Genomic DNA, 22,726 nt, shown 5'->3' with positions numbered 1-22,726 from the left:
TTATAGGCCGCAGTTTCGTCCGCATCGGGGTGTGATCTGGCAGGGATTCGAACCCAAAAGAATTACGTCGATTTCGGCAGCGCTACCTAGTCGACACCACCCCGCACGCAGGGCGCCCCTGATCCGCCGAGGCAAACTCCAAATCACACCCCGATGCGCTCTCATAGAGAGGATCGGGTGGGTTAACCGGGTTCGTCCTGACCACCCAGGACCTCAACCATCACCGGTATAGGGCAGTTAACGACAGGCTGTCGTGGCGCTGGTTGTTCACTTGTGCGCTTCGGGATCTTTCAGGTGTTTGTCGAATAGCTTTTTGTGGCGCCGTGCGAACCGGGCCACAAAAGCAACGGCGACCAAGGTCAGCGCAGCGACAACAAGCGGGTAGAGCTTAATACCGAGGAAAATCGCTAGAGGGGTAAAGAAGAACGCCCCAAGAAACGGAAGCACGACCTCTGTATGCGTTGAGTCCTTTTTGTCTTTCCACCATTGGTAGCCTGCGCCCCCGGTGGTATATGGCGTCCAGCCGCGCAGCCTAGCCAGAAACTCAAGCACGGGGTTACGCCCAGCCTCAGCATCGTCGATCCAGGCCCAGGCCTTTCGCCAGACAAGACCAAAAAGAACGGCACCTAAGAGCAGGCCCACTACTGGAAAGCCCAGCATGAAGCAGGCCATCAGTTGTTCCGGAAAACTTTCAAATCTGCCCATCTCACTTCCTCCGTTGGATTTCCAATGCCGCCTCATAGAAGCGGCATCAGTAAATCTGTGGGTGTTTCATCTCCACCACGCATTGGTCCGAGTCGTCTCTCACCGGCGTTAGCACATTTCGTGTTCGATGCTTTGCAGGTTTGTGCGTGGTTTCGCGTACTCACATGTGGGAGTACGGCAGCTACCAGAGGCTGCATGGGCGGCGATTTAGCTTCTTCCGACCCAGGTAATGGCCTGGGTACGTCGCGGTGGTCACGTCAGACTGTTAAAGAGCGGTCAGGCCCTGAGGCCCTGGCGAGTCCCTGTTGGGTGACTCGATGGAGTGAATATAGGCAATCCCATATTTATCGTCAATGGGTATTCCCATATTTTTTGCTGAAGGCGATAAAAAGCCCGCTCAGTGGCGGGCTAATTTATGCGTCGCAGTATTCTCGCCAGCCAATCCTGACGGTTCCGCCCTCCAGGGTTTCGACCCGGACGCCGGCGGTTTCACCGATCTCGTCCAGCAGTCGCTCCCAATCCTCAGGACTTTCGTGATCCAGCCTACACACCGTCACCGCCTGGTACTTTTGAACGCCGGGAGCGGCAATCAGGGCCTGAAGGCGGCGGCCCGCTGCCTCGTAGGAAGAGGGTGGTTTTGACGTGGCGAATGCTGGACGCGGCATGTGGTACTCCTTACCAATACTGTGTATGCGTACAGTATTGGTAGTCCCATGCCGTGGCAAGATAATTCATGCATAAATGCATATTTCTTGTCGAGCCAAATTTCGACAGGCATGAAAAAGCCCGCGCTCGGCGGGCTTCGGGGTTGCCAGTGCGTTAATCTCGGATAGGCGGGTACTTGCCGCTCACCGAATCCCTGTAGACGATTTCACTGAATAGCCTGGGGCCGTCGCGCATTGCGACCTGGGCCTGCCTTGCCTCTTCCTTCGTTTCAAATGGGCCGGCACCCACTGCCAGGCCGATCATTGGAACAACCGGAAGTCCGGTGCTGGCAATTGCCTCAATGGTTCGCTGCTGTTCTTCTTCGTCACTACAGGCAGTTGATGCAACCCATCCATTTTTAAGGCGCGGGGCGGCTACTGGCTCAACATCGGCGCCGCAGTGCTTGCACTTGACCGCTGCAGTCTTGATGCTCTCGGCACACATAGGGCAGGGACGAGTATCTTTCTCTAACTGGGTGGCAGCGGGAGAGCCTTTACCACCCAGCAAAACCATGAGAAGGCCGGCGAGCGCAATCACTCCGCCAACAATGGTGTGGATCTGGCGGTCGGCCATGAGTCCCAGGTTACTCACTCGGCCGGCGCCGGTAGGCACGGATACATCCATGCTAAGCGCGAAGATCAGCCAGCACGCGCCGATGATCAGCGCGAACGCCCCAAATCCTTTCATTGGATCCCTCCCGTAATTGAGCCAGCACTTTAACATTCTGAGCCTGGCTGCGGACGGTCAGGCGAGATATTGAGAGTTTTGCAACTTGCAGGCTGGATAAATTCAGGAAGGAGAGAAATTTAAGGCAAAGAAAAGGGCCTCGTCGGCCCATTTTCTTGAGTGATTTTCAGTGAGCGGTGGCGGTGGATATCTGGTGAACCCGGTCATTCACGACAAATTTGATGATAGCCTTTACGTCTTCCGAGCAATTCTTAAACGATAGGCTAGCCAAAACTGCTCGGCCGCGTCGCAGAACCAGGGCGCCGATAAGCTCATCGACGAAGGATTGGGTCGCATCTTTCCCAGCGAAATCAATAGCTACCTTGTTACCAGTGTCGAGTTGTTGCTCGATTTCCTTTCGATATGGCGTAGCAGAAGCCCTCATACCTAGTGTGCGAACGGCCTCAGACCTCGCTAAGCTTATTAGGGTTTGCATGACGCTTTCCTCGGCAATTTCCATTTGAGAATTCTGTAGGGGAGTGAATGTAGTTTGATTCGGATTCGTTAGTCCAGCATTAACCTTAGGTCTATCCGAAATCAAGCTCTTCGTCAATATCGTGTTCTTCAGCTGGAAGCAGTTTCGGAACGGACACGTCTGGTAGCTTCTCCCTGGAGCAAACAAACGCGATAGCGACGCCATTCCAGCGTGAGTCAGGTGATGAATCCTCACCTGATCGTTTGGTTTCTAGCCAAGCATTTCCGCTTGCGACAATCAGGTATCCATCAGCTGCTTCTGCAATCCTAGCAGTTGTAGTCAATCCCACACCCTGATTTTCACTATCACGATCATAGGAGGCTAGCGGCCCTCTATTGCAGCTCACTCGTGGCAGTAATGCAGCTTTGATGGCTGCTGAATCAGTAGGTTCAGTAAGTTTAGGGTGGTTCTCAAGGGTCGATAGAAACCCGCAGCCGTTATCGACGATCGCCATGCGAACAGACTTCGTTTTCGGAAAGTACTGGCATGCAACCCATACAGCGGCGTCGCCTCGACCATTCCTTCTGGCATGGGTGAGCGAATTCTCCAACAGTTCCTTTAGAGAATATTCAATCGGGACGCGATAAAGGTCGAACTCGTTTTTCCCAGTCGCGTGATTCACGGGTGCATCGGGATCCGAACGCGTAAGCTTTCCTGTTATCGCCAAAGCAAGTCTTGAGGCAATATTTTCTGCTTGTGCATGCTCAGAAACCTTCGTGATCTCCAGCAAGGTGCCGGGAAGGTCGTTCCGGGCCCTGTCGTTGGGTAGATCAACACCCTGAATCTCCAAATCTGCGAAAAAATCCATACGATGCAGATATGAAGTGATTTGATTTCCTAACCACCGAATGCTGATATTTTTGTGAAGCAATTGTGTCTCAAAGAGCGCCCGCAGAGTGGCCATGCCGAGGGGATCCACAAACACAAGGTCTTGAGCATCAAGCACCACGTCGCCTTGGCATTCAGAAATTTGATTGCAGATTCTAAATAGAGCGGTTGGATCGGATGACCCTAAGCCCTTGGGCAAAAGAATGGCGTCGCTTTCGAAAAGATGGCCGAACACATCTACATCCTTGAAGATCTTTGATTTTCACGCGAATGTAACCGGTGTGCCATCAATTGGCTATAAAATGATGGCGCCTTAGTACCCACAAGTACCAGGCTACAGCGCCATTCCGCCGCCAGCTTTGTTCGGCCTATTCTCACCTCATCCGCATAACCCGCCAGCCCGCGCCCGGACTCAGTAGTGAAATTTCTGGGTGGCCTGGACTACGACGCCGACGATCCGGCAATTCTCATCAAATATTTCGGTCGGGTATCCGGGGTTCAGTGGTTTCAGGTAAAGCCGACCACCATCACTGACCAGCTTCTTAAAGGTTGCCTCGTTACTGTCTGGCAGCTTGGCCACGACAAGCTTACCCGGTGTCGCCTCGACCTCGGTGTCTACCAAGATCAGGGATCCCTGGGCAATGCTCGTGCCGACCGGAGAGGTCATTGAGTCGCCTTTTACCTCGAGCCAGAACGCGGGGCCCTTTGAGTTGTATTCGGAAAACTCGTAGCGATCGGAGATACCAACAGGGTAAGGCTCGACCGCCTCAGCCCATGAGCCAGCAGAAACCCAGCTGATCACTGGATAGCGGAAGCTCTGAGGATTCTGGGCAGCCAGCGAAACGTTCGACTCTTCCTTTTTAGAGTCGACGACCATGGGGCCCACATTATCCGACAGCCAAATAGCGCTTACGCCGCAAGCATCGGCGATCTTCACAACGTGAGCAGTAGCCTTCGATTTTCCACGCTCAAGGTCAGAAATCGACGTCTGTGTAAGCCCGGCTTTTTCAGCCAGTTCACCCTGTCTTAGGTCTGCGTGCCGACGAGCGGCTTTCAAGCGATCTTTAAATTCCATCGCTGAAGTATTACGGGTGCTCCCATATCCTTGCAAATCGGTATTCCCATAACCTACTATATGGGTATTCCCGTATGGAGGGGCAGCATGAACACTATTTATAAGGACCTCGTTGCCTTCTTCGGCACTCAGGAGGTCACGGCTGAAAAGCTCAAGGTTGATCAAAGCACCGTTTCCGGATGGGTTCGCGAGAAGCACGGCATGTCTCCAGTGGTTGCCAAGCGAGCGGAGGCGTTGACCGGAGGTGCTTTCAAAAAAGAATCCCTTTGTCCGTCGTTTCCATGGGCCGAGATGGCCGCCTAAGCGACATCCCTGTCCGCCGTTCCATTGAAGCCAGATTAAAAGAGAGCAGTCCCCATGCAAACGTCCAGTTCCAGACACACCGTACAAACCCGTGATCAGGTGCTGGTCGCCCACGCTGCAAACCAGATCGCACGCACCAGTCTGAGCCAGGACGACTTCGCTCAGGCTTTGAGCCGCGAACTGCACCTGTCGATTCCTGATCGAGCCAAGAAGAAAGACGTTCCGGACTTCAATTCTGCGGAGCTGACCGGCGACGTGAATGAGTTCGTGAAGGCGACCGGCCGCTGGCTCAAGCGTGTTCAACGTTGGCTTAACGGCGATCAGGAAATGCCGTCATGGCTTGAAGAGTCTTGGGTCAACGCCCTTGAGCCTGAATACCGCGATCACTGCCTGAACGAGCTGGCGAGCCGACACGGCTTGACCGGCGCCCGCCAGATGACCAGCGACCAATGTGCGAACAAAAGCTTCGGTGCGCTGATCCGCGCGCTGGGCGATGTGATCGACACCGGCAGCGAAGTATTTGATGACCAGGTGATGTGCGAGCAGGACCTGCCGCATTTGCCGGCCTTCGCCAGGCAATGCCGTCAGGTTGAAGCGAAGGCAGGGGAGTTGCGCCGTAAGGCTGAGGCACTGATCAACGGCAAGCCTGCACTGAAATCAATCGCCTGAATCCAAGGCACAAAAAAAGCCGACGTACGAGGTCGGCTTTTTCTACAGCGGTAAACAACTGGAGCGAATCATGCACCAACACACAGAATCGATCAATACCCCCAACAATCTCGCGCCACGTTTTTCGCAATCTGAAAACGTGGCGCGCACTATGTCATCGCGCGAAATCGCTAAGTTGACCGGCAAGCAACATCAGCATGTAAAGCGCGATGTGGAAAAGATGCTCGGAGAGCTTGGAGAAGATGCGTCCAGTTTTGGACGGATCTATCTGGACACTATGAACCGTCGGAAGACGGAGTATTTGCTTGATCGAGAGCATACCGATTGCCTTCTTACCGGATACAGCGCCGCGATGCGCATGGCAGTCATCAAACGTTGGCGCGAGCTTGAAGGTGGTCGCGTTATCGCAACACTCCCTGACTTTTCCAATCCAGCAGCCGCGGCACGCGCATGGGCTGAGCAGTTCGAGTTGCAGCAGCGGGCCAATCAGGCCCTGGCCATCGCCGCGCCCAAAGTCGAGTTCGTCGACAAGTACGTCGAGTCCACAGGACTGAAGGGCTTCCGCCAGACAGCCAAGCTGCTGGGGGCCAATGAAGCCCGCTTTCGTGAGTTCCTGCTCGATAAGAAGATCATGTACCGCATGGGCGGAGAGTGGCAGGCCTACAGCGGGCACATCGACGCCGGACGTTTCGACGTGAAGACAGGCACCAGCGACAGCGGCCACGCCTTCAATCAAACCAAATTCACTCCTAAGGGCGTCACCTGGGTGGCCGGCCTATGGGCTCAGTACAAACTGGAGGCCCAATGATGGCGCGCATCCGCACAGTAAAACCCGAGTTCTGGTCGAGTGAGCAGGTGATGTCCTGCACGCCGCTGGCTCGCCTCCTATTCATTGGCATCTGGAACTTCTGCGACGACGGTGGCAATCACCCGCTGTCACCGCGGACCATTAAGGCCCTCGTGTTCCCTGGCGACGACATAACCGTTGAATCGGTTGATGGCCTGCTGGGCGAGCTGAAATCATCCGACCTGATTGCTCTTTACTCAGTCGAGGGCAAAACCTACCTGCATGTGCGCGGTTGGCGGCACCAGAAAATCGATAAGCGCACCTTCAAGTACCCGGCATTTATCGGAGGCCCTGACGAAAGCTCGCCGAGTGGTAGCCGAGTACTCGACGAGGAGTCGTCGAATGGTAGTCGAGCCCTCACCCCCGGAAGGGAAGGGGAAGGGAATGGAAGGGATCAACACCACTCTCACAACGCGGGCGAAGAAGTTCCAGGCTCAAGCTTCGAAGGCTTCGATGATCTCGAAGACCTTCCCCCGGAAGAGGGCGAGCCACCTGTTGACCCAAAGGCCCCAGTCGAGATGACCCTGGATTGGATGCCTGACGCCAATCTGCTGAAGACCTACTGCATCCACTTCGGCGTCTCGACTGACCTGTTCACCAAGGAGGCCGTGGCCCCGTTTACCGCTCACCACGAAACAACCGGCCTGCTGCAAACCCAATCCAAGTGGGTTTCCCTGCTGGTGAAGTGGGTCAAGGACGACAAGAACAGGGCCAGCAACGTCCGCCCGTTCGTGAAGCGTGAGACCCCATCTCGCCACACGGGCTTCGCTGAGCGCGACTACACCGCAGGCTTGATCCAGCGGGAGGACGGCACCTATGCGTTCTGAGAAAGCGGTGTCAGTTCCGGATGGTGTGCTGCCAATCCGCACCCAGCCGGCCGATTGCGAGAAGCACGGCAAATTCGACCAGAAGGTTACCGTGATCCTCGGGCGGGAGCTGAAGGGCGGATGCCCTGAGTGCCTTCGCGCTATTGCCATTGAGCGTGAGGAAAGCGCCAAAGCCGAGAAGGCATACGAGCTGCGCCTGTCCCTGGCCCGGAAGTTGGGTGACGCGCTGATCCCGAAGCGCTTCCTGAGCCGCACACTGGATAACTACCAGGTCGAGCACGAAGAGCAGCGTCGGGCGCTGAAGTTCTGCCGCCACTACGTCGCCACGTTCGGCCAGATCCGCGAGGTAGGGCGCTGCATGGTTCTGATCGGCAAGCCCGGTACCGGCAAGACACACCTCGGCGTAGCCATGGCCAACGAGCTACTGCACAAGACCTCCCGCACCGCGGTGTACCGCACTGTCGGAGCCGTCCTGCAGGCCATCAAGGCAACCTTCGACCGCAAGAGCGAACTGTCCGAGTCGGACATCCTGTCCAGTCTGATCAATCCCGACCTGCTGGTGCTGGACGAGATCGGCGTGAGCAAGGAACAGCCGAGCGACTTCGAGCTTACGACGCTGTTCGCAATCATCAATGGTCGGTACGAGCGCGAGGCACCGACGGTGATCATCTCGAACCTTGGCGCCGGCGAGCTTGCCCGGGCGATGGGTGACCGTTGCGTCGACCGTTTGCGGGAGGGCGGCTTGATCGTCGTTCCGTTCGAGTGGGAATCGCAGCGCGGGAAGGAGGGTTTCTGATGAGTAGCGAAAAATTGATGTGCTGGGTTTTCGGTATCGGCTTCTGGGTGATGTTCATCCTCCTGCAATTCACGTTCAGCCAGCGAGACGATGCTCGCCAGTTCCAGGCTCAGTTCAATGACATGCAGCTGGTCTGCCGGATGGTGAAACCATGAAACGAGCAAGCCCAGCACAGCTACGCCAATCCCTTGAGATGGCGAACACCATGGTCAAGCACGGAATCCGTTTCGTGTGCATGCCGGTGGTGGATGAGGCGGACATGGCAAATCTCGCCAGCCAGGCCGCTGAGCGCTTTGAGCGCATGGCATTGATCGCAGAAGCAGGGGAGAAGCGGGCATGACCGACAAGATGCGTGAAGAGTTTGAGGCGGCGTTCCGCGAGAAATTCGGCTTTGGGCGGCTTACTGCTTCAGCCAATGCAGACGCTCACCAAATGTTGAAGGCGGCTGAGTGGGCATGGGAGGCGTCCCGTAAGGCCCTGGTGATTGAGCTCCCAGCTGAAAACCCGCTTGGCTCAGGTCCTGGTGATTGCGGCGATGGGCGACCGAGCTTTGAGCAGCACTGCGCCGCTGAATGCAATTTCATTCTTCGCGACTGCCGTGAAGCCATTGAAGCCGCTGGCGTGAAGGTGAAGCCATGAGCCAGTACGACGAACTCCAGAAGGCAGCCGCATACGCCGCCCAAGACACAATCAAGTTCGCGGACGAGGACGAAGAAAGCCGCGCGCTCCAGCAATTCCACGAAGAGGTTAGCCCGGAAACGGTTCTGGCCTTGATCAAGGACCTTGAGAGCCACAAACGCATGCTTCTGGCCGCTGCCTGCGACCTTGGCGCGATCGGTGAAGCGCTCAAGTCAGACATGGACGATGACGGCGACGCATTGCTTGGCATGGTCATCGACCTGAAAGCCCAGAACACCCGAATGCTGGAATGGCTCAAGGATATTAGCCGCACATCTGGCGACAAGGGCGCCGTCATGGGCGCACGCCAACTGCTCAAGGAGTTCGCCGAATGAATGATTCCCGCGATTTGAAAGCGATTGCCGAGGCGTGCCAGCAGCACCAGCCGCTTCGATTCATGCGCAGCCACGGCGCCCTGTACATCCGCAACGACAACGGCATCGTCTTTGACGTTCATCAGAACCGGTCTTTCCCCGAGTTCATGGCGCAGAACAAGGACTATGCGGATCTGGCGCTTGCCGCCAATCCAGAGACGATCCTGGCCCTGATCGACGAGAACGATCGTGTAAAAGCCAGACTTTGCGTGTGCCGAGACTGCGGCGGGCAAGGCGAGATTTATTCCGGTCACGACACCTATCAAGGTCACTTCCAGCCACCCGAGCCTGACATGGATGTGTGCGGCACCTGCGGTGGGGATGGCGTTCTTGGTCCGCTGGAAGACTTTGAAGCTCTGGCTGCCGAGCGCGACCAAATCCGCGCCGAAGTCGCCGGCCTCAAGACCGGCTACGAAGCCTACGAGCGGGTGAATGCTGAGCTGAAGGCTGAGGTGGAGAAGTTGCGCAAGGAGCGTGATGCACGCCACCCCTTCAAACCTTTCCATGAGCCTTCGATTGGATACACCGGCTGCGTGATTTGCGGCGTGTACACCGACCACGGCGGCCTCCCATACCCGAAAACGCGCGCAACAGCCTACGCCGGCTTGGGCCAGGGAGAGCAATCATGAATCTGGAATCAATCGCGTTGTGGCTGGGCTACGGCTCAATGATCGTTAGCGCCGTGCTACTAATCACGTCGATGCTCTTCGTTGTCGGTTGCGCGCTTGCTGCGGTCGCCAACAAGAGCCTTCGCGCGCTGATCCGTATTTATGACTTGAAGACCCTGCGCGCGACCATGCGCCAGCTTGAGGCGGAAGGCAAGGTCAGCAAGAAGGCGGGGGTTAAGCCATGACCAGCCTCCAGATCCGCAACGAATCAGACCGCAACAAGGCCATGGGCTACATCGCCGGCCTGGACCTGGCCAAGCCCAAGAAGCTGGCAATCACCGAAGTTGACCGCAGCGTGGAGCAGAACAAGGCTCTGCACGCGGCGCTGGCCGACATCGCCGCCCAGGTCGAGCACGCCGGGAAGAAGTGGGACGTCCTGATCTGGAAGCGCCTGCTGACGGCTGCCTGGCTGCGTGAGTCGGGCGATCAGCCGCAGATGATACCGGCGGTAGACGGGAACGGCTTCGACGTGATTTACGAACGAACAAGCAAGCTCACCGTGAAGCAGTGCGGCGAGTTGATCGAGTGGGTTTTTGCTTTCGGCACCGAGCACCAGGTGCGGTGGACGCAGAAGGATAATTGGGGAGGGCGCTACTGATGAGCGAAGGAATCGGAATCACTACAGAAACAAGCGTCTTCCTGTCTGTCGACAAGATCGTCAAGGAAATGGACGCAGAAGACATCGGAAGTTTTTGCAGTGCAGTCGCCCAGCGCCTGGATGGCGAATATGCGAATCGGGCCGATGCCGCAAGTGAGTTTGCCAGCGGACTGTCTGAGTTCGGTTGCCGCTTCCTCGCCGAAGTGGTGGCGAACTTCTACATGCGTGAGAAGCGAGGTGACCGCCGATGATCGCCAAACAGCCCAAACCAAAGACCTGCCGCAACCCAGCATGCAGGGGGTCATTCGTCCCACAGCGCCTTGGTCAGGCGGTGTGCAGTCCTAAGTGTGCGCTGGCCACCGTAGAGGTGCAGAAGGCGAAGGAGAAGAAGTCGCTGGCCCAGGCCGGCCGCCGGGACATCAAGGTCCGCAAGGAGAAGCTGAAGACCAGGGCGGATCACCTCAAGGATACGCAGCAGGCATTCAATGCATGGATACGGGCGCGTGATGCTGGTCAGCCATGCATCAGCTGCGGCCGCCACCATGAAGGTCAGTATCACGCAGGCCATTACCGCACTGTAGGAGCGAACCCAGAGCTGAGGTTTGAACCGCTCAACGCCTGGAAACAGTGCGCCCCGTGCAATAACCACCTCTCGGGAAACCTCATCAATTACCGGATCTCGCTCCTACAGAGAATTGGCGAGGAAAAGGTGGCATGGCTTGAAGGCCCTCATGAGGCCAAGAAATACACTGTGGAAGAGCTGAAGGCGATGACCGCCGAATACCGAGCAAAGACCAAAGAGCTGAAAAAAGGGGAAGCCGCATGACCTATCGCAACGTTGTTTCAGCAGTAGTTCGAGCCCTTGCGGCCGAGACCATCAGTTCCGCCGGCGGCTGCGACTTTGAACCCAAGGTGCAGTGCGCCAAGCAGAAGGGGGAGATCGTCGGCAAGGAGGCGGCGTTTCTCCAAGACTGCTGGGTATTCGGCCGACTGCACAAAACGCTCACCCCTGCACACTGGCGCGCACTGGTAGCGAAGTACTCCACTCACGAAGAGCGCAAGCACGGCGCCATTCTGGAACTGCTGAATTCGGTAAAGACTCCAGCGCCGAAGCGCTTTCGGGAATGCGCCGTGCTGACCTGGGCTATTCCTCAGGTAGCAGGCGCCGACGGCAAACGCTCCACCGCGGTGCTGCCAGCGGCATGGTACGACATCACCAATTGGGACAATGACGGAAAGCCAGAGTCGACCCGATATCGGTGGCGCTCGTCGATACGCAAGACACTGGATGACCAGGTGAATGAGGCGCTGACTTCCGCTCAAGAGCTGCTCGATGCCGAGGGGTTGATAGAAACTTGCGCGGCATAGTAAATAGCCATTGCATTGAGTGAGAAAGTGAGAGAGTATTTACCCATCCTGTCGATCTTGCGCGTTAGGGATTGACAATAGAAAGCCTCGTCACTGCACGGGGCTTTTTTTCGTCCGCTCGTCGAGGCAGAAGCACTTTCTGTCTAGTCAGTCCCTCCCAGTTATATGCGCAACCCCGCGCTACAGACAGGAGGTGATTTATGGTGGATGACAATAACGGTCCTGCAGCGCCATATCCTGGACCAAAAGAGGATATGCCCGAGACGGGCGAGGGTCATGACTCTGGTCTTGAGCAAGCTGAGTCGGATCCCAAGCAGGGTGGCGGTGAGAAGCCAGAGGATTGGAATCCTCCACCTGGCAACCCTGGATCTGACCAAGATGCTCAGACTGATCGCGACAACGGCGGCGCGAAGTAGAATTCAGCGAGAGCAAGTTACATTACAGAGCCCGGTCAAGCGCCGGGCTTTTTATTGCCCAATGGACGGGTAATTCAGCAAAAGGAATTTGCAGATGTTGAAAGATTTCAGGTGTGGTAACTGCAAAAGACTTCTCGCCCGTACGGGTGGGTTTACAGAGCTCCAGATCAAATGTTCCCGATGCGGGACGTTGAATCATGTGAAGGCCACGAGCCTCGAGCAATCGCCTTTGAGCGACATGAAAGCGGAATCCTCCGCGACAAATCATTCGACTCAATAGGTGAATAACATGGCTAGTAGTGGCTTTCGTATTATCCTCTTTAACAGTGCCAATAATGGCACCGCTATCCTACCTCCGCGTAACTGTCTGGTGGCGGGGCAGTATCTCGAATCTCCAAGCAAACGATACAAGCTGATCCTAGAGGCTGATGGAAATCTACGACTCTACGATAACGGCGTTCCAATCTGGGTGGCTGATAGCAGCGTTCCCTACACGTATGTAGACAACCGTCCAAATACAAATTTGGTCACTTGTTTCTACATGCAAGGCTCTGCCTTTTTGGTTGACCGTGTAGGTAGCCGTACCTGGGCAACCATAGGTGATTGGATTGACGGGGCTGCGGATCGCGCTTACCTGCAGGTGCAAGATGACGGCAACGTTGTTGTTGTAGATGGGGTTCCTCGCTGGGCTCGTTTTGGCTTCACTCCAGCAGCTCTTCCGAATCGTGGTGTCTTCTATCCTGACCACGGTACGGGCCCTCTTCCTAGCTTCCCGGTATGGAGCTGGACTTTCTAACGCTCGCCATCGTGTGGCCGAGGAAAATAAACTTTGGCTCAAGGCATAAGCGGCGACCATGCAGCGTGCCTTTTAGGCCCCAGCACTTGCTGGGGCCTTTTCGTTTTCGGCTCCACCACACCGATTGCTCCGAGCCAGGAGTGCTGTGTGAGCCGATTCAATTCCCAAACATGCCCCACGGAGTCGAGCGCATGGAGTATCTACAGCGCCTGCTCGACAAGATCGACAGGTTCGAATTGTTGATTGCGGGCCTGATTGGGGCCGTTGTTGCGAGCTGGTGGCACAAGGACGACTTGTCCGACTGGCGAGCCTGGATGGTGTTTCTGGTCACCGGGGTGGCCTGCTCGCTGTACCTGACGAGCATGGTCAGCGCCTACCTGAATGTCACTGAGCCCAAGATCGTCGCCGGGATTGGTTTTCTCCTAGGCACGTTTGGCGGCTCTCTCCTGGCAGCAATCAACCGAGCCATCAAAGCCGCTGACCTCTGGGCGCTTATTCGCCAGCGGTTCGGGGGAGGCAATCCACCATGAATCTTGAACTGATCAACTCCATCGCCTGCGGCCTGATCGCCTTCTGGGCAACCTGGTGCGTATTGAGCGGGAAGGTGAGGGACGGCATCCTTGGGAAGCTGATCTACACCACGATCGCCATCACGGGCTTCGTCGTGTCGGTGCGCAGCCAGAACATTTTCTTTGGCCCGACCACTGCTGGCCTGACGCTGCATGTCGCCCTGGCCATGGCCGGTGCCCGCCACATCTTCATGGTCACCTACTGGCAGACGGTAAAGGCCTGGCTGTGCAAGACGTTGAACTGCGAACACTGCATGACGTGTGCTGATGAGCTAAAGCGCAAAGCCGATTAAATCAAACGCGCCCGGTACTGCCGGCGCCAATCTATTGAGGGCGGACCGAATGGATTACGTCCTCGGCGACCATACCTACTCAGCCAGCTACCAAGACCTACGCGAAGAGCACGCCCGATACGTTCAGATGACTGACAAGCGCTTCCTGAAGGAACTGCCAGGGGCTCTGCACTTCGCCGTGTTCGTCTGTTGGTTTAAGGAGCTGCCGACCAGCCAGGTGCTTTCGGATGAGGGGATCGTCCACCAACTGGCCCACCTTATCCATTTGAAGGGTGAGCCGGTTGTGATGGGCAGGCTTGGCGAAATCCGGGAGCTGTTCGACCAACAACTGCGGCTTGCACCTTAATCCGCGCCACGTTTTCGAATGCGCCAAATCGTGGCGCGAGGTTTTGCAGATGAGCAATGTCACACGCCTGCGCCACGCACTGCCGATGAGCCAAGACATCAACGCCGCGGTAGGCGCCCTCGACAAGGCCATTGCTGATGCAGTGGACGCCGCCAAGACTGCCGGGCTGCCCCAGGGCCTGATCGTTGGATTGCTCCACGGCCACGCCCACGCACAAACGCACCAGATGGTGATGCAATGACTGTCAAGGTTCTTGAGTTCAAGCGGGAAGACTGGCGCGATGCCGCCAAGACCCTGCGCAAGATTGCCGATGACCTTGATGCCGGCGAGCATCCCGAATGCACTGTAGGCGCCTTGACCCTGATCGGTGCGAAGGGAGAGGTGACCGTGTTCGGTCTCGGCCCTAAGTGCGACGACCTGCAATGTCTCGGTGCGATGCGCCTGGGTGAGCAGAAGCTGATTGATGTGCTGCTGGACACCGGCGACTGAGGACAACCAATGGATAGGCCAATGCCACCGGCGTCACTGCTGGATCTGTCTGAGCTATCCGACTTCTGCATCCGCCTGACACCCGCTCCCGAGGTATGGGAGTGGCTTCAAACCCAGATCCTTGCCGACACGGGCAGCATCCATAACGAAGACCATGCCCATCTACTGGATGCAGACATCCAGGTCATGTGGGCGTCGTCGAGCTTCGCCAAGCAGGGCCGCACAGTCCTGGGGCAGGCCGAGCAGGTAGCGTTCCGCGCCGGTGGCTGGCAGAAGGCCCGGATGGAGCAACAGATGCGTGATTGGTTCGGTGATGTGCCGGCCTTCATCATCACCTTGGCTGCGGACTACTGCGCCCAGTGCTGCGATACCGACTTCTGCGCCCTGGTGGAGCATGAGCTTTACCACATTGCCCATGCCAACGATAAGTACGGCCAGCCTGCCTTCACCAAGGAAGGGGCGCCGAAGCTTGAGATGCGTGGACACGACGTCGAAGAGTTCGTCGGTGTCGTCCGCCGCTATGGTGCAAGCCCTTACGTTCAAGCGTTGGTGGATGCTGCAAACAGTCCTGCTGAGGTGGGGAAATTGAACATTGCGAGGGCCTGCGGAACCTGTCTGCTCAAGTTGGCCTGATGTAAGACAGGCGTGAGACGGAATCTAACTTATGGCAGCCCTGAAAAATGAGGTGAAGAGCTTCATCGTTCAGGCTTTGGCGTGTTTCGACACGCCGAGCCAGGTCTCACAAGCGGTGAAGCAAGAATTTGATATTGATGTGACCCGTCAGCAGGTAGAGCAGCACGACCCAACGAAGAGAGCCGGGTCTCATCTGGCAGCCAAATGGCAGACCTTGTTCAATGACACCCGGAAGCGCTTCCGCGAGCAAACCGCAGAGATACCCATCGCGAACCGTGCGTATCGGCTGCGAGCCTTGGGCCGCATGGCCGAAAAGGCAGAGACAATGAAGAACATGGCTCTTGCCACTCAGATCATTGAGCAAGCAGCCAAGGAAACCGGGGACGTATACGTCAATCGACGCGTTGAGCCTGACAAGTCGCTGGATGAAGAAATCAAACGGCTTGAGATTGAGAAGCGTAAGGCCGAGCTCAAGTTGATAGAGAAGGGCGGCGGCAACTCAAACGCCCAGCTGCTGGCTGACCTGATCGCGAGGCTGCCGTCATGATCGCGAACACCGGCAACCTGATGCTTGATCGCCAACTGTCCCGCTGGTACCCACTGAAGGATCACCCCGTTCAGCTCGCCCTGGTGGCAGCTGTATCGGAAGGCATTCGTTTCCCATTGGTGCCGGCCGGTCGCCGTAGTGGCAAGACTGAGCGGTTCAAACGCTTCGTTGTGAAGCAGGCGTCTGCCTACACGGGTATGTACTTCGCCGCCGCACCCACCCACGCCCAGGCGAAGAAAATCTTCTGGGATGACCTCAAGGCTTTCACGCTCTGCTGCATGCACAGTCGCAGGCCTTCCGAGTCCGACCTGATCATCTACTTGGACAACGGTAGCGAGATCCACGTCATCGGGCTGGACAAGCCGCAGCGAATTGAGGGTATCCCGTGGACTGGCGGCGGCATCGACGAATTCGCCGACATCAAGCCGGATGCTTGGGAGGCAAACATTCTCCCAGCACTGAATACCGTCAACCCGACCATGCCGGATTATCGCGCCTGGTGCTGGTTGCTCGGTGTGCCTGACGGCCTAAACCACTATTACGACCTCTGCACGCAGGCTGAGTCGGGCAATGACCCGAACTTCCGGGTGTTCCATTGGAAGTCGGCCGAGATTCTTCCGGCTGACGTAATGGACGCAATGAAGCGTGCCATGTCTGCCAAGCAGTTCAAGCAGGAATTTGAAGCATCGTTCGAAACGGCGTCTGGCCGGATCTACGAGGACTACAGCAAGGCGAACACCACGAATGCAGCCATTGAGCCGCATGAGCAACTGATGTGGATGCACGACCAGAACTTCACGCCTCTGTCATCTGCGATCGGTGTCCGGCGCAACGAAGGCAAAGACCTTTATCTGCTGGATGAGATCGTGCTGATCAGCGCCGTTTCGAAGCAATCAGCTGCTGAGTTCGTGGACAAGTTCAAGGATCACAAGAACAAGCACGTCCTGATCTACGGCGACCCCGCGGGCAAGGCTGGCGAGAAGCACGGCCACGCGTCTGACTACACCGACATCGAGGGTGTGCTCAAGGCCAATGGCTGGACGTACACGCGCAAGGTCAAGCCGGCGCACCCATCCATCAAGGACCGACAGAACGCCGTTCGGGCGAAGATCCTGACCGCCTCAGGCGAAACCAGCTTGTTCATCAACCCGGTCACCGCTCCCTGGTGCCACAAGGGGTTGAGTACGGTCCAGCTTCAAATGGGTTCGACCTTCCAGGAAGACCAGAAGAACGACTACCAGCACATCACCACAGCGATCGGCTATTGCATCGACGTTGAGTGGCCGTGCATCAAACGCACAGGCGGAACACGCCGAATTGGAGGCTTGGCCTGATGCCAGTGCAATCGACAAACCCCGACTACGACGCGCACATCGCCGAGTGGGAGATGATGGACGACGCGCTCGAGGGTGAGTGCGCCGTGAAGCGCAATGAGCGCAATCTGCCCAAGCCAAGCGGCATGGTCGAAGCAGAAAAGATTGACGGAGCCGGCAACAAGTACCTCTACGAGAACTACACGAACCGGGCTCAGTACGAGCACTGGGTGCGCGACTCGCTGCGGTCGATGATGGGCCTGGTCTCCCGGTTGATTCCGGAGATCGAGCTGCCCGCCGGACTGCAAGGGCTGGAGGACAACGCCACATCTGACGGCTTCGGCCTGAAACAGTTGTTCTTCCGGATGGTGCGCCAGGCCATTTCTCACGGCCGGGTGCCGCTGGTGGTGAACATCGATGACCGCGGCGAGCCGTACTTCTCGACGTACGCCACACGCAACGCCATCAACTGGGACACCGCAGATCAAGGCGGTCGGCAAGACCTGGTCCTTTCGGTGTTCCGGGAATTCCGCAAAAAGGGCGGAGACCGATACAGCCATGACTGCGACACGGTGTTCCGTGAGTTCTTCATGCTCAACGAGGTCTGCTATACCGCTGTGCGGAATGAAGGCGGTGAGCTGGTCGAGGACGAAAGGCCGCTGGGCACAACAGGAACTGACAACCGCCTGGTTAAAGGCCTGTCGTACTTGCCGGTGATCTACTGCGGCTCGACCGACAACTCGCCAGACGTCGACGAGGTGCCGCTGCTGACCATGGCCCGGGCCGCGCTGAAGTCATACCAGTTGAGCGCTGACTACTTCACATCACTGCACCAGACCAGCCACCCGCAGCCATGGGTTTCTGGCCTAGATGAGGCGGTGGAGCTGAGCGTCACCGGCCCATCGGCGGCATGGGACCTTGGTCCGAATGGCGCGTGCGGCTACCTGGAATTCCAAGGCGCCGGTATCGAAGCCGTGCGCAAGGCCATGGATGACCAGAAGAACGCCGCGCTTGAGGCAGGCGCCAAGGTCATGGATGTCGCCGGCACCGAGTCGGGTGAGGCGCGTAAAACACGCCAGAACGATCAGCACGCCACGCTGCACAGCATCGTCATCACTGTGGCAGAGGCTGTAGAGCAGGGCCTGCGATACGCCGCCGAGTGGAAGGGCTACGACCCCAAGCAAGTCAAGTTCAAGGTGAATCCTGAGTTCGTGACCCCTGTGGTCGACGCCCAGGTGCTCGCCGAGCTACTCAAGGGTGTGATGGCCGGCACGATCAGCGCCGACACCTACTGGCAGTACCTCACCACTGGCAAGTTGCCGGACCGCCCATATGACGAAGAGGCCGACCTGATCAGCGATGAGCGCGAGTCGGTCGGCATCAACCTGGACAACGACGATGCCAACGACAAGCCTGGCGCAGGCGGACAGCCAACTGCTGGAGCAGACGACCCGCCACTCGGTAATGCTGGAGCGGCTTAAGGCCGGCGAGGTCAAGAAGTTCGAGAAGTACTTGCGCCAGATCGACAAGCTGGTGCGGGAGCAACTCACCCGCAAGGAGCTGACCACCTACAGCCGGGACCGCCTTGAGCAGTTCCTGGCCCGGGTGGGCGGCAAGCTGCTGGAGATCTACAAGGCCTACGGCGACCTGGTGCAGGCCGATCTGGTCGATATCGCGCTGTACGAGTCGAGCTTTGAGGCCAAAAGCCTGAGCAATGCACTGTCCATCGACGCGGTGGTGCCGACCAACACGGTCATCCGTGCGGCGGTGTTCTCCTATCCGCTTCAGGTAAAGGGCATCGACGGCGGCAAGCTGCTGAAGAGCTTTGTCAGCGGCTGGACGCGGACCGAGACGATGCGCGTCACGAACACCATCCGGCTCGGCTTCGGCCAGGGCCAGACCAACGCCCAGATCATCCAGGCGATTCGCGGGACCGCGGCGCAGAACTTCACGGACGGCGTACTGGCGGTCAGCAATCGCAACGCTGCCGCCGTGGTGCAGACGGCAATTCAGCATGTGGCCACGACGGCGCGAATGGAGACGCTTAAGGCCAATAGCGACGTGGTGCTGGGCTATCGCTGGGTATCGACGCTCGACCGCAAGACCTCGCAGCAGTGCAAGGGCCTGGACGGGATGCGCTTCGACTTAGGCAAAGGCCCGTTGCCGCCGGCGCATATCAACTGCCGGTCAACCACGGTGCCGACCACCAGGCTTTCGGAGATGTTCGCTAAGGGCGCTACCCGCGCCTCGGTGGGCGATAACGGCGGGACCCAGGTCGACGCAGGCCTGAATTATTACGAGTGGCTGGCAACGCAACCGGCGAGCTTCCAGGATCATGCCCTCGGGCCTGTCCGGGGTAAGTTGTTCCGTGATGGTGGCCTGACGCCGGAGAAGTTCGCCAAGCTGCAACTCGACAAGTCGTTCAAACCTCTGACGCTGGCGCAGCTGAAGGACGCAGAGCCTGACATGTTCACCCGAGCAGGCGTTACACTCGGCGCTCAACCAGGTTGAGATAGCACATGCAGATCATCGTTGAGGACGGGAAGGGCAGGCCAGACGCGAATAGCTTCGTTCCACTGGAGAAGCTGATCTTCTACCGCGACTTTTACGGGTTCCGGATACCTGAGGCTGAGGCCGAGCAGGTGGAGCTGCTGCTGCGCGCTGCTGGTGACATCAACGGTCGGCAGTGGAAGGGTCGCAAGGCCAATCCTGATCAGGCAATGGCCTGGCCCAGGCGCGATTGCAAGATCGAATGCCAGACGTTGTCCGAGACGTTCGTGCCCTTTGAGCTTGAGTGGGGTCAGGTGCGGCTGGCGGTTGAGTTACACGCCGCCGAGCAGGGCTTTCAGATCGAAGAACCGACGCATTGCACTGAGCTGAATGGTCGGCGCACAAGACTCAACCGCGATACGCCAGGCTTTCGCATGCGGCCACCGCCATACGCGCCGAGCAGGACGCAGTTCGCCGATTATTTGGTGATGCGCGGCCTCAGTATCGTACGAAGCCAGGCTCAGTAATGGCGGCAATTACATCGTCATCAAGTATTCGGCCACGATGATATCGATGAGGTCTGTTTAGTCTTTCCAGTTCATCAAAGTGCCTCTTTGTGGCATTTCTGTTGATTATGAACTGTTTGTGGATGACCAAAAACTTATCGTGCGGCTCCGCCCTGGTGTTGATCAGTTGGCTGCTGGCGGTCACGTAAATCTCTGCGTCGCATGGCGACTTGTCGCTGTTGATTTCTTCGAGTCGGCTGTAATGATGCGCCGTCGCGTCAGTACTCATGATGTACTCGCCGCCCTCTACAAAGCCCATATGCTCAAATTCTCCCAGAACATCAGTACCCTGAAACATGAGGATATGACCTTCTTCGTGAGTACGCCCGACTATAAGCCCGCCGTCTCGAGCATCGACGATCCATCCGTTGATGAAGCTTCTGACGAATTCATCCTGCGACATTGAATACCGTTCTTCGCTCATAACCGCTTCCTATCGTTGAGTGATCAGCAAGTACCGAACATTAGCAAAATTCCAAGCCTCGGCCATGCCGGGGTTTTTTTATGCCTGCAAAGCGGGCCGACCAAACCCAAGGGGTGCACCAAGTGGCAGACGAAAACCAGATTGATCTTGAAGACCCGGCAGTTCAGACCGCCATTGCTGCAGCTGTCGAGGCGGCGACCCTGGGCCTCAAGAACAAAAACACCGAGCTGCTTGGCTCGCTCCGGACCACTAAAACAGAACTGGAAGGCTTCAAGGGCCAGTTCGAAGGCCTGGACATCGCAGCCGTAAAAGGGCTGTTGACCAAGGTTGGACAGGACGAAGAGACCAAGCTGATTGCCGAGGGCAAGCTGGACGAGGTCATCACCCGCCGCACAGAGCGCCTGCGCACCGACTACGACACCAAGCTGGCCGCCGAGAAGGCCCGCGCCGATAAGGCCGAACAATTTGCCGCCAAGTACAGCGACAAGGTGCTGGCCGACTCCATCCGCGCTGCTGCCATCAAGGCCGGCGCGCTCCCAGAGGCCGCCGAGGACATCATCCTGCGCGCCCGGGGCACTTTCAAACTCAGTGAAGACGGCGAGGCGATTGCCACCGACCGTGACGGCGAGGTCGTTTACGGGAAGGACGGGAAAACCCCGCTGTCGCCACTCGAATGGGCGGAATCCCTGCGTGAAACAGCAACACACCTGTGGCCAAGGGCCCAGGGCGCCGGGCAGACCGGCGACAACGGTGGCAAGGCCACGAAAAAGTGGGGCGAATACACGGAGGTCGAGCGCGCCTCGATTGCCCGTGACAACCCTGAGCTCTTCAAGAAAATCCAGGCCACCAAAGGAACCTAATCCATGGCAACTACCCAACTGACCGACATCTTCGTCGGCGACTACTACGCCTCGCTGGCGCCGGTTAACAGCCCGGAAAAGACCGCTGTATATGAGTCGGGCATCGTGACTCGCTCGCCAGTGCTGGATGCGATCGCATCTGGCAGCCAGGGCACCGCCGAAATCAGCTACTGGCAGGATCTCAACGCTGATGAAGCCCCTAACATCAGCAACGATGACCCGAACGACCAGGGCGAAGTCGGCAAGGTTACCCAGGACAGCATGCGTGCCCGCGTCCTGTACCTCAACAAAGGCTATGGCGTCACTGACCTGACCGCTGAGCTGGCGAACAGTGAGCCCCAGCAGCAGATTCGCAACCGTTTCGGCACCTACTGGACCCGCCAGTGGCAGCGTTACACCTTGGGCGCGGCTCGCGGCATCATCGCCTCGAACATCGCGAACAACGGCGGTGACATGGTCATCGACGCGGGCGCGACCATCAGTGCGAACGCCTTCCAGGATGCTGCGTTCACCGCCGGCGATGCCGCTGACCAGTTCGGCGCGATCGGCGTGCACTCGGTGGTGATGAACCAGATGGTCAAGCAGGACCTCATCGAGTACCTACGTGATTCCGACGGCAAGATCATCCTGGCCACCTATCTCGGCAAGCCAGTCTTCATGGACGACGCTCTGGTGTATGGCGCTGGCAAGTACTTGTCGGTGTTCTTCGGCCAAGGCGCCTTCGGTTACGGCGAAGGCACTCCGAAGGTACCAGTAGAGCTGGAGCGTAAGCCGGGCGGCGGTAACGGCGGCGGTGCCGAAGTGCTGTGGGAGCGGAAGACTTACATCCTCCAGCCTGCCGGCTTCAGCTGGAAGGGCTCCGAGGCTCAGAACCTCAGCCCAACCGCGACTCAGTACGCCGCCGCTGCGAACTGGCAGCGCGTGTTCAGCCGCAAGCAGGTTCCGTTCGCCGCCGTGATCAGCGGTACCACCACGCCGTAATTCGGCCCACACAGCCTGGCGCCCGTATGGCGCCGGGATGCTTTTGAGGTGACTTATGAAAGTGATCTACACGGACAAGCCGGGCAAAGAGCGCGGCGTGTGCTACCGCCTGCTGAGCGAGTTTTTCGGCGTCATCGGCTCCGCCACTGAGGTGGTTGTTGATGGTGATGCGCCGGATATCTTCGATGCTTACCAGGCCGCCGGCATCAAGGTGTCTGACGGCAAGGAGCAGGAAGCCCCGGAAACCGGCCCTCTGAAAATGAAGGTCCCCGAGCTGAAAGAATGGCTTACCGGGAAGGGCATTGCGTTCGACCCGTCCGCCAAGAAAGAAGACCTGCAGGCCTTGGTGCCAGCGGAATAA

General features: G+C 57.7%; 38 protein-coding genes. 31 read left to right on the top strand and 7 right to left on the bottom strand.

Annotated elements, in window-relative coordinates; translation table 11 throughout:
* Nucleotides 1–267: 267 nt before the first annotated feature.
* From ACTJLA_RS18280 to ACTJLA_RS18255, 6 genes are all read right to left on the bottom strand, one after another.
* Nucleotides 268–705 carry a hypothetical protein gene (locus tag ACTJLA_RS18280; RefSeq protein WP_440841811.1) on the bottom strand — a complete coding sequence of 146 codons (438 nt, stop codon included), beginning with the start codon at nucleotides 703–705 and terminating at the stop codon, nucleotides 268–270.
* 413 nt (nucleotides 706–1,118) lie between these two features.
* Entirely contained in the window at nucleotides 1,119–1,370 is a 252-nt protein-coding gene (locus tag ACTJLA_RS18275) for a DUF1654 domain-containing protein (RefSeq protein WP_280089455.1), read from the bottom strand.
* A gap of 154 nt (nucleotides 1,371–1,524) precedes the next feature.
* On the bottom strand, nucleotides 1,525–2,097 hold the full coding sequence (locus ACTJLA_RS18270; RefSeq protein WP_440841810.1) for a hypothetical protein: 573 nt from the start codon (nucleotides 2,095–2,097) through the stop codon (nucleotides 1,525–1,527).
* A 166-nt stretch (nucleotides 2,098–2,263) separates the two neighbouring features.
* Nucleotides 2,264–2,596, bottom strand: coding sequence for an STAS-like domain-containing protein (locus ACTJLA_RS18265; protein WP_177037962.1), 333 nt, complete (start codon nucleotides 2,594–2,596; stop codon nucleotides 2,264–2,266).
* A gap of 67 nt (nucleotides 2,597–2,663) precedes the next feature.
* Nucleotides 2,664–3,674 (bottom strand): ATP-binding protein, encoded by a 1,011-nt coding sequence (locus ACTJLA_RS18260; RefSeq protein ID WP_280089457.1) that lies wholly within the window; start codon nucleotides 3,672–3,674, stop codon nucleotides 2,664–2,666.
* Between the two features lie 177 nt (nucleotides 3,675–3,851).
* Entirely contained in the window at nucleotides 3,852–4,514 is a 663-nt protein-coding gene (locus tag ACTJLA_RS18255; RefSeq protein ID WP_440841809.1) for a LexA family protein, read from the bottom strand.
* An 87-nt stretch (nucleotides 4,515–4,601) separates the two neighbouring features.
* Here ACTJLA_RS18255 and ACTJLA_RS18250 point away from each other — a divergent pair, with 87 nt between their 5' ends.
* The 28 genes from ACTJLA_RS18250 (at nucleotide 4,602) to ACTJLA_RS18115 (ending at nucleotide 20,061) form a co-directional block, all read left to right on the top strand.
* Nucleotides 4,602–4,817 carry a YdaS family helix-turn-helix protein gene (locus ACTJLA_RS18250; RefSeq protein ID WP_003218319.1) on the top strand — a complete coding sequence of 72 codons (216 nt, stop codon included), beginning with the start codon at nucleotides 4,602–4,604 and terminating at the stop codon, nucleotides 4,815–4,817.
* Nucleotides 4,818–4,871: 54 nt separating this feature from the next.
* The gene (locus tag ACTJLA_RS18245) at nucleotides 4,872–5,486 is read left to right on the top strand and encodes a hypothetical protein (RefSeq protein ID WP_280089459.1); all 615 of its coding nucleotides are present in this window, start codon (nucleotides 4,872–4,874) and stop codon (nucleotides 5,484–5,486) included.
* Between the two features lie 70 nt (nucleotides 5,487–5,556).
* Nucleotides 5,557–6,294 carry a phage antirepressor KilAC domain-containing protein gene (locus ACTJLA_RS18240; RefSeq protein ID WP_280089460.1) on the top strand — a complete coding sequence of 246 codons (738 nt, stop codon included), beginning with the start codon at nucleotides 5,557–5,559 and terminating at the stop codon, nucleotides 6,292–6,294.
* Complete coding sequence (locus ACTJLA_RS18235; RefSeq protein WP_341802504.1) at nucleotides 6,291–7,160, top strand: DnaT-like ssDNA-binding domain-containing protein; 870 nt, start codon at nucleotides 6,291–6,293, stop codon at nucleotides 7,158–7,160. The genes ACTJLA_RS18240 and ACTJLA_RS18235 overlap by 4 nt, the downstream gene beginning before the upstream one ends.
* Nucleotides 7,150–7,956 (top strand): ATP-binding protein, encoded by an 807-nt coding sequence (locus ACTJLA_RS18230; protein ID WP_280089461.1) that lies wholly within the window; start codon nucleotides 7,150–7,152, stop codon nucleotides 7,954–7,956. The genes ACTJLA_RS18235 and ACTJLA_RS18230 overlap by 11 nt, the downstream gene beginning before the upstream one ends.
* A complete protein-coding gene (locus tag ACTJLA_RS18225) occupies nucleotides 7,956–8,111 on the top strand; it encodes a hypothetical protein (RefSeq protein ID WP_280089462.1) in 156 nt (51 codons plus the stop codon). The genes ACTJLA_RS18230 and ACTJLA_RS18225 overlap by 1 nt, the downstream gene beginning before the upstream one ends.
* Complete coding sequence (locus tag ACTJLA_RS18220; RefSeq protein WP_280089463.1) at nucleotides 8,108–8,296, top strand: DUF1382 family protein; 189 nt, start codon at nucleotides 8,108–8,110, stop codon at nucleotides 8,294–8,296. Before ACTJLA_RS18225 ends, ACTJLA_RS18220 begins: the two co-directional genes overlap by 4 nt.
* Nucleotides 8,293–8,595: a hypothetical protein gene (locus ACTJLA_RS18215; RefSeq protein WP_280089464.1), complete on the top strand. Its 303-nt coding sequence runs from the start codon at nucleotides 8,293–8,295 to the stop codon at nucleotides 8,593–8,595. Before ACTJLA_RS18220 ends, ACTJLA_RS18215 begins: the two co-directional genes overlap by 4 nt.
* Complete coding sequence (locus tag ACTJLA_RS18210; protein WP_280089465.1) at nucleotides 8,592–8,969, top strand: hypothetical protein; 378 nt, start codon at nucleotides 8,592–8,594, stop codon at nucleotides 8,967–8,969. Before ACTJLA_RS18215 ends, ACTJLA_RS18210 begins: the two co-directional genes overlap by 4 nt.
* Nucleotides 8,966–9,637, top strand: coding sequence for a hypothetical protein (locus ACTJLA_RS18205; protein WP_440841808.1), 672 nt, complete (start codon nucleotides 8,966–8,968; stop codon nucleotides 9,635–9,637). The genes ACTJLA_RS18210 and ACTJLA_RS18205 overlap by 4 nt, the downstream gene beginning before the upstream one ends.
* The gene (locus ACTJLA_RS18200; RefSeq protein ID WP_440841807.1) at nucleotides 9,634–9,861 is read left to right on the top strand and encodes a hypothetical protein; all 228 of its coding nucleotides are present in this window, start codon (nucleotides 9,634–9,636) and stop codon (nucleotides 9,859–9,861) included. Before ACTJLA_RS18205 ends, ACTJLA_RS18200 begins: the two co-directional genes overlap by 4 nt.
* The gene (locus ACTJLA_RS18195; RefSeq protein WP_440841806.1) at nucleotides 9,858–10,274 is read left to right on the top strand and encodes a recombination protein NinB; all 417 of its coding nucleotides are present in this window, start codon (nucleotides 9,858–9,860) and stop codon (nucleotides 10,272–10,274) included. The genes ACTJLA_RS18200 and ACTJLA_RS18195 overlap by 4 nt, the downstream gene beginning before the upstream one ends.
* On the top strand, nucleotides 10,274–10,525 hold the full coding sequence (locus tag ACTJLA_RS18190; RefSeq protein WP_060765658.1) for a hypothetical protein: 252 nt from the start codon (nucleotides 10,274–10,276) through the stop codon (nucleotides 10,523–10,525). The genes ACTJLA_RS18195 and ACTJLA_RS18190 overlap by 1 nt, the downstream gene beginning before the upstream one ends.
* Nucleotides 10,522–11,100: a recombination protein NinG gene (locus tag ACTJLA_RS18185; protein WP_440841805.1), complete on the top strand. Its 579-nt coding sequence runs from the start codon at nucleotides 10,522–10,524 to the stop codon at nucleotides 11,098–11,100. Before ACTJLA_RS18190 ends, ACTJLA_RS18185 begins: the two co-directional genes overlap by 4 nt.
* Nucleotides 11,097–11,642 (top strand): hypothetical protein, encoded by a 546-nt coding sequence (locus ACTJLA_RS18180; protein WP_440841804.1) that lies wholly within the window; start codon nucleotides 11,097–11,099, stop codon nucleotides 11,640–11,642. Before ACTJLA_RS18185 ends, ACTJLA_RS18180 begins: the two co-directional genes overlap by 4 nt.
* Before the next feature lie 510 nt (nucleotides 11,643–12,152).
* Nucleotides 12,153–12,338 (top strand): zinc finger domain-containing protein, encoded by a 186-nt coding sequence (locus ACTJLA_RS18175; protein ID WP_080643478.1) that lies wholly within the window; start codon nucleotides 12,153–12,155, stop codon nucleotides 12,336–12,338.
* Between the two features lie 9 nt (nucleotides 12,339–12,347).
* Nucleotides 12,348–12,854, top strand: coding sequence for a hypothetical protein (locus tag ACTJLA_RS18170; RefSeq protein WP_014717898.1), 507 nt, complete (start codon nucleotides 12,348–12,350; stop codon nucleotides 12,852–12,854).
* Nucleotides 12,855–13,045: 191 nt separating this feature from the next.
* Nucleotides 13,046–13,384, top strand: a complete 339-nt coding sequence (locus ACTJLA_RS18165; RefSeq protein ID WP_003175039.1) for a hypothetical protein — start codon at nucleotides 13,046–13,048, stop codon at nucleotides 13,382–13,384.
* The gene (locus ACTJLA_RS18160) at nucleotides 13,381–13,716 is read left to right on the top strand and encodes a hypothetical protein (RefSeq protein ID WP_440841803.1); all 336 of its coding nucleotides are present in this window, start codon (nucleotides 13,381–13,383) and stop codon (nucleotides 13,714–13,716) included. The genes ACTJLA_RS18165 and ACTJLA_RS18160 overlap by 4 nt, the downstream gene beginning before the upstream one ends.
* Before the next feature lie 49 nt (nucleotides 13,717–13,765).
* A complete protein-coding gene (locus ACTJLA_RS18155; RefSeq protein WP_440841802.1) occupies nucleotides 13,766–14,062 on the top strand; it encodes a hypothetical protein in 297 nt (98 codons plus the stop codon).
* 49 nt (nucleotides 14,063–14,111) lie between these two features.
* Complete coding sequence (locus ACTJLA_RS18150) at nucleotides 14,112–14,303, top strand: hypothetical protein (protein WP_198834540.1); 192 nt, start codon at nucleotides 14,112–14,114, stop codon at nucleotides 14,301–14,303.
* Nucleotides 14,300–14,551 (top strand): hypothetical protein, encoded by a 252-nt coding sequence (locus ACTJLA_RS18145; RefSeq protein WP_073842658.1) that lies wholly within the window; start codon nucleotides 14,300–14,302, stop codon nucleotides 14,549–14,551. Before ACTJLA_RS18150 ends, ACTJLA_RS18145 begins: the two co-directional genes overlap by 4 nt.
* Nucleotides 14,552–14,560: 9 nt before the next feature.
* Complete coding sequence (locus ACTJLA_RS18140; protein ID WP_440841801.1) at nucleotides 14,561–15,184, top strand: putative metallopeptidase; 624 nt, start codon at nucleotides 14,561–14,563, stop codon at nucleotides 15,182–15,184.
* 31 nt (nucleotides 15,185–15,215) lie between these two features.
* Nucleotides 15,216–15,731 carry a DUF2280 domain-containing protein gene (locus ACTJLA_RS18135; RefSeq protein ID WP_135196645.1) on the top strand — a complete coding sequence of 172 codons (516 nt, stop codon included), beginning with the start codon at nucleotides 15,216–15,218 and terminating at the stop codon, nucleotides 15,729–15,731.
* A complete protein-coding gene (locus ACTJLA_RS18130) occupies nucleotides 15,728–17,065 on the top strand; it encodes a terminase large subunit domain-containing protein (RefSeq protein ID WP_280089474.1) in 1,338 nt (445 codons plus the stop codon). The genes ACTJLA_RS18135 and ACTJLA_RS18130 overlap by 4 nt, the downstream gene beginning before the upstream one ends.
* On the top strand, nucleotides 17,065–18,525 hold the full coding sequence (locus tag ACTJLA_RS18125; RefSeq protein WP_440841800.1) for a DUF4055 domain-containing protein: 1,461 nt from the start codon (nucleotides 17,065–17,067) through the stop codon (nucleotides 18,523–18,525). The genes ACTJLA_RS18130 and ACTJLA_RS18125 overlap by 1 nt, the downstream gene beginning before the upstream one ends.
* Nucleotides 18,443–19,555 (top strand): minor capsid protein, encoded by a 1,113-nt coding sequence (locus ACTJLA_RS18120; RefSeq protein ID WP_440841799.1) that lies wholly within the window; start codon nucleotides 18,443–18,445, stop codon nucleotides 19,553–19,555. The genes ACTJLA_RS18125 and ACTJLA_RS18120 overlap by 83 nt, the downstream gene beginning before the upstream one ends.
* A gap of 8 nt (nucleotides 19,556–19,563) precedes the next feature.
* The gene (locus tag ACTJLA_RS18115) at nucleotides 19,564–20,061 is read left to right on the top strand and encodes a DnaT-like ssDNA-binding protein (protein WP_440841798.1); all 498 of its coding nucleotides are present in this window, start codon (nucleotides 19,564–19,566) and stop codon (nucleotides 20,059–20,061) included.
* Here the strand turns inward: ACTJLA_RS18115 and ACTJLA_RS18110 are convergent.
* Nucleotides 20,033–20,524, bottom strand: coding sequence for a hypothetical protein (locus ACTJLA_RS18110; protein ID WP_186751122.1), 492 nt, complete (start codon nucleotides 20,522–20,524; stop codon nucleotides 20,033–20,035). The two genes, ACTJLA_RS18115 and ACTJLA_RS18110, sit on opposite strands and share 29 nt — an antisense overlap.
* Nucleotides 20,525–20,646: 122 nt before the next feature.
* Between ACTJLA_RS18110 and ACTJLA_RS18105 the strand changes: the two genes are divergently transcribed.
* The 3 genes from ACTJLA_RS18105 to ACTJLA_RS18095 are packed head-to-tail and all read left to right on the top strand — an operon-like array spanning nucleotide 20,647 to nucleotide 22,726.
* Nucleotides 20,647–21,384 carry a hypothetical protein gene (locus tag ACTJLA_RS18105; protein WP_280089493.1) on the top strand — a complete coding sequence of 246 codons (738 nt, stop codon included), beginning with the start codon at nucleotides 20,647–20,649 and terminating at the stop codon, nucleotides 21,382–21,384.
* A 3-nt stretch (nucleotides 21,385–21,387) separates the two neighbouring features.
* Nucleotides 21,388–22,365 carry a major capsid protein gene (locus ACTJLA_RS18100; RefSeq protein WP_012724055.1) on the top strand — a complete coding sequence of 326 codons (978 nt, stop codon included), beginning with the start codon at nucleotides 21,388–21,390 and terminating at the stop codon, nucleotides 22,363–22,365.
* A 55-nt stretch (nucleotides 22,366–22,420) separates the two neighbouring features.
* Nucleotides 22,421–22,726 carry a HeH/LEM domain-containing protein gene (locus ACTJLA_RS18095; RefSeq protein WP_440841797.1) on the top strand — a complete coding sequence of 102 codons (306 nt, stop codon included), beginning with the start codon at nucleotides 22,421–22,423 and terminating at the stop codon, nucleotides 22,724–22,726.

Origin of the sequence: Pseudomonas sp. 22072 (genome assembly GCF_052046095.1) — a bacterium.
In the GTDB taxonomy this organism is placed as follows: domain Bacteria; phylum Pseudomonadota; class Gammaproteobacteria; order Pseudomonadales; family Pseudomonadaceae; genus Aquipseudomonas; species Aquipseudomonas paracarnis.
Note: the sequence above shows the minus strand (reverse complement) of the source record. Positions and strands in the feature narration are given on the sequence as shown.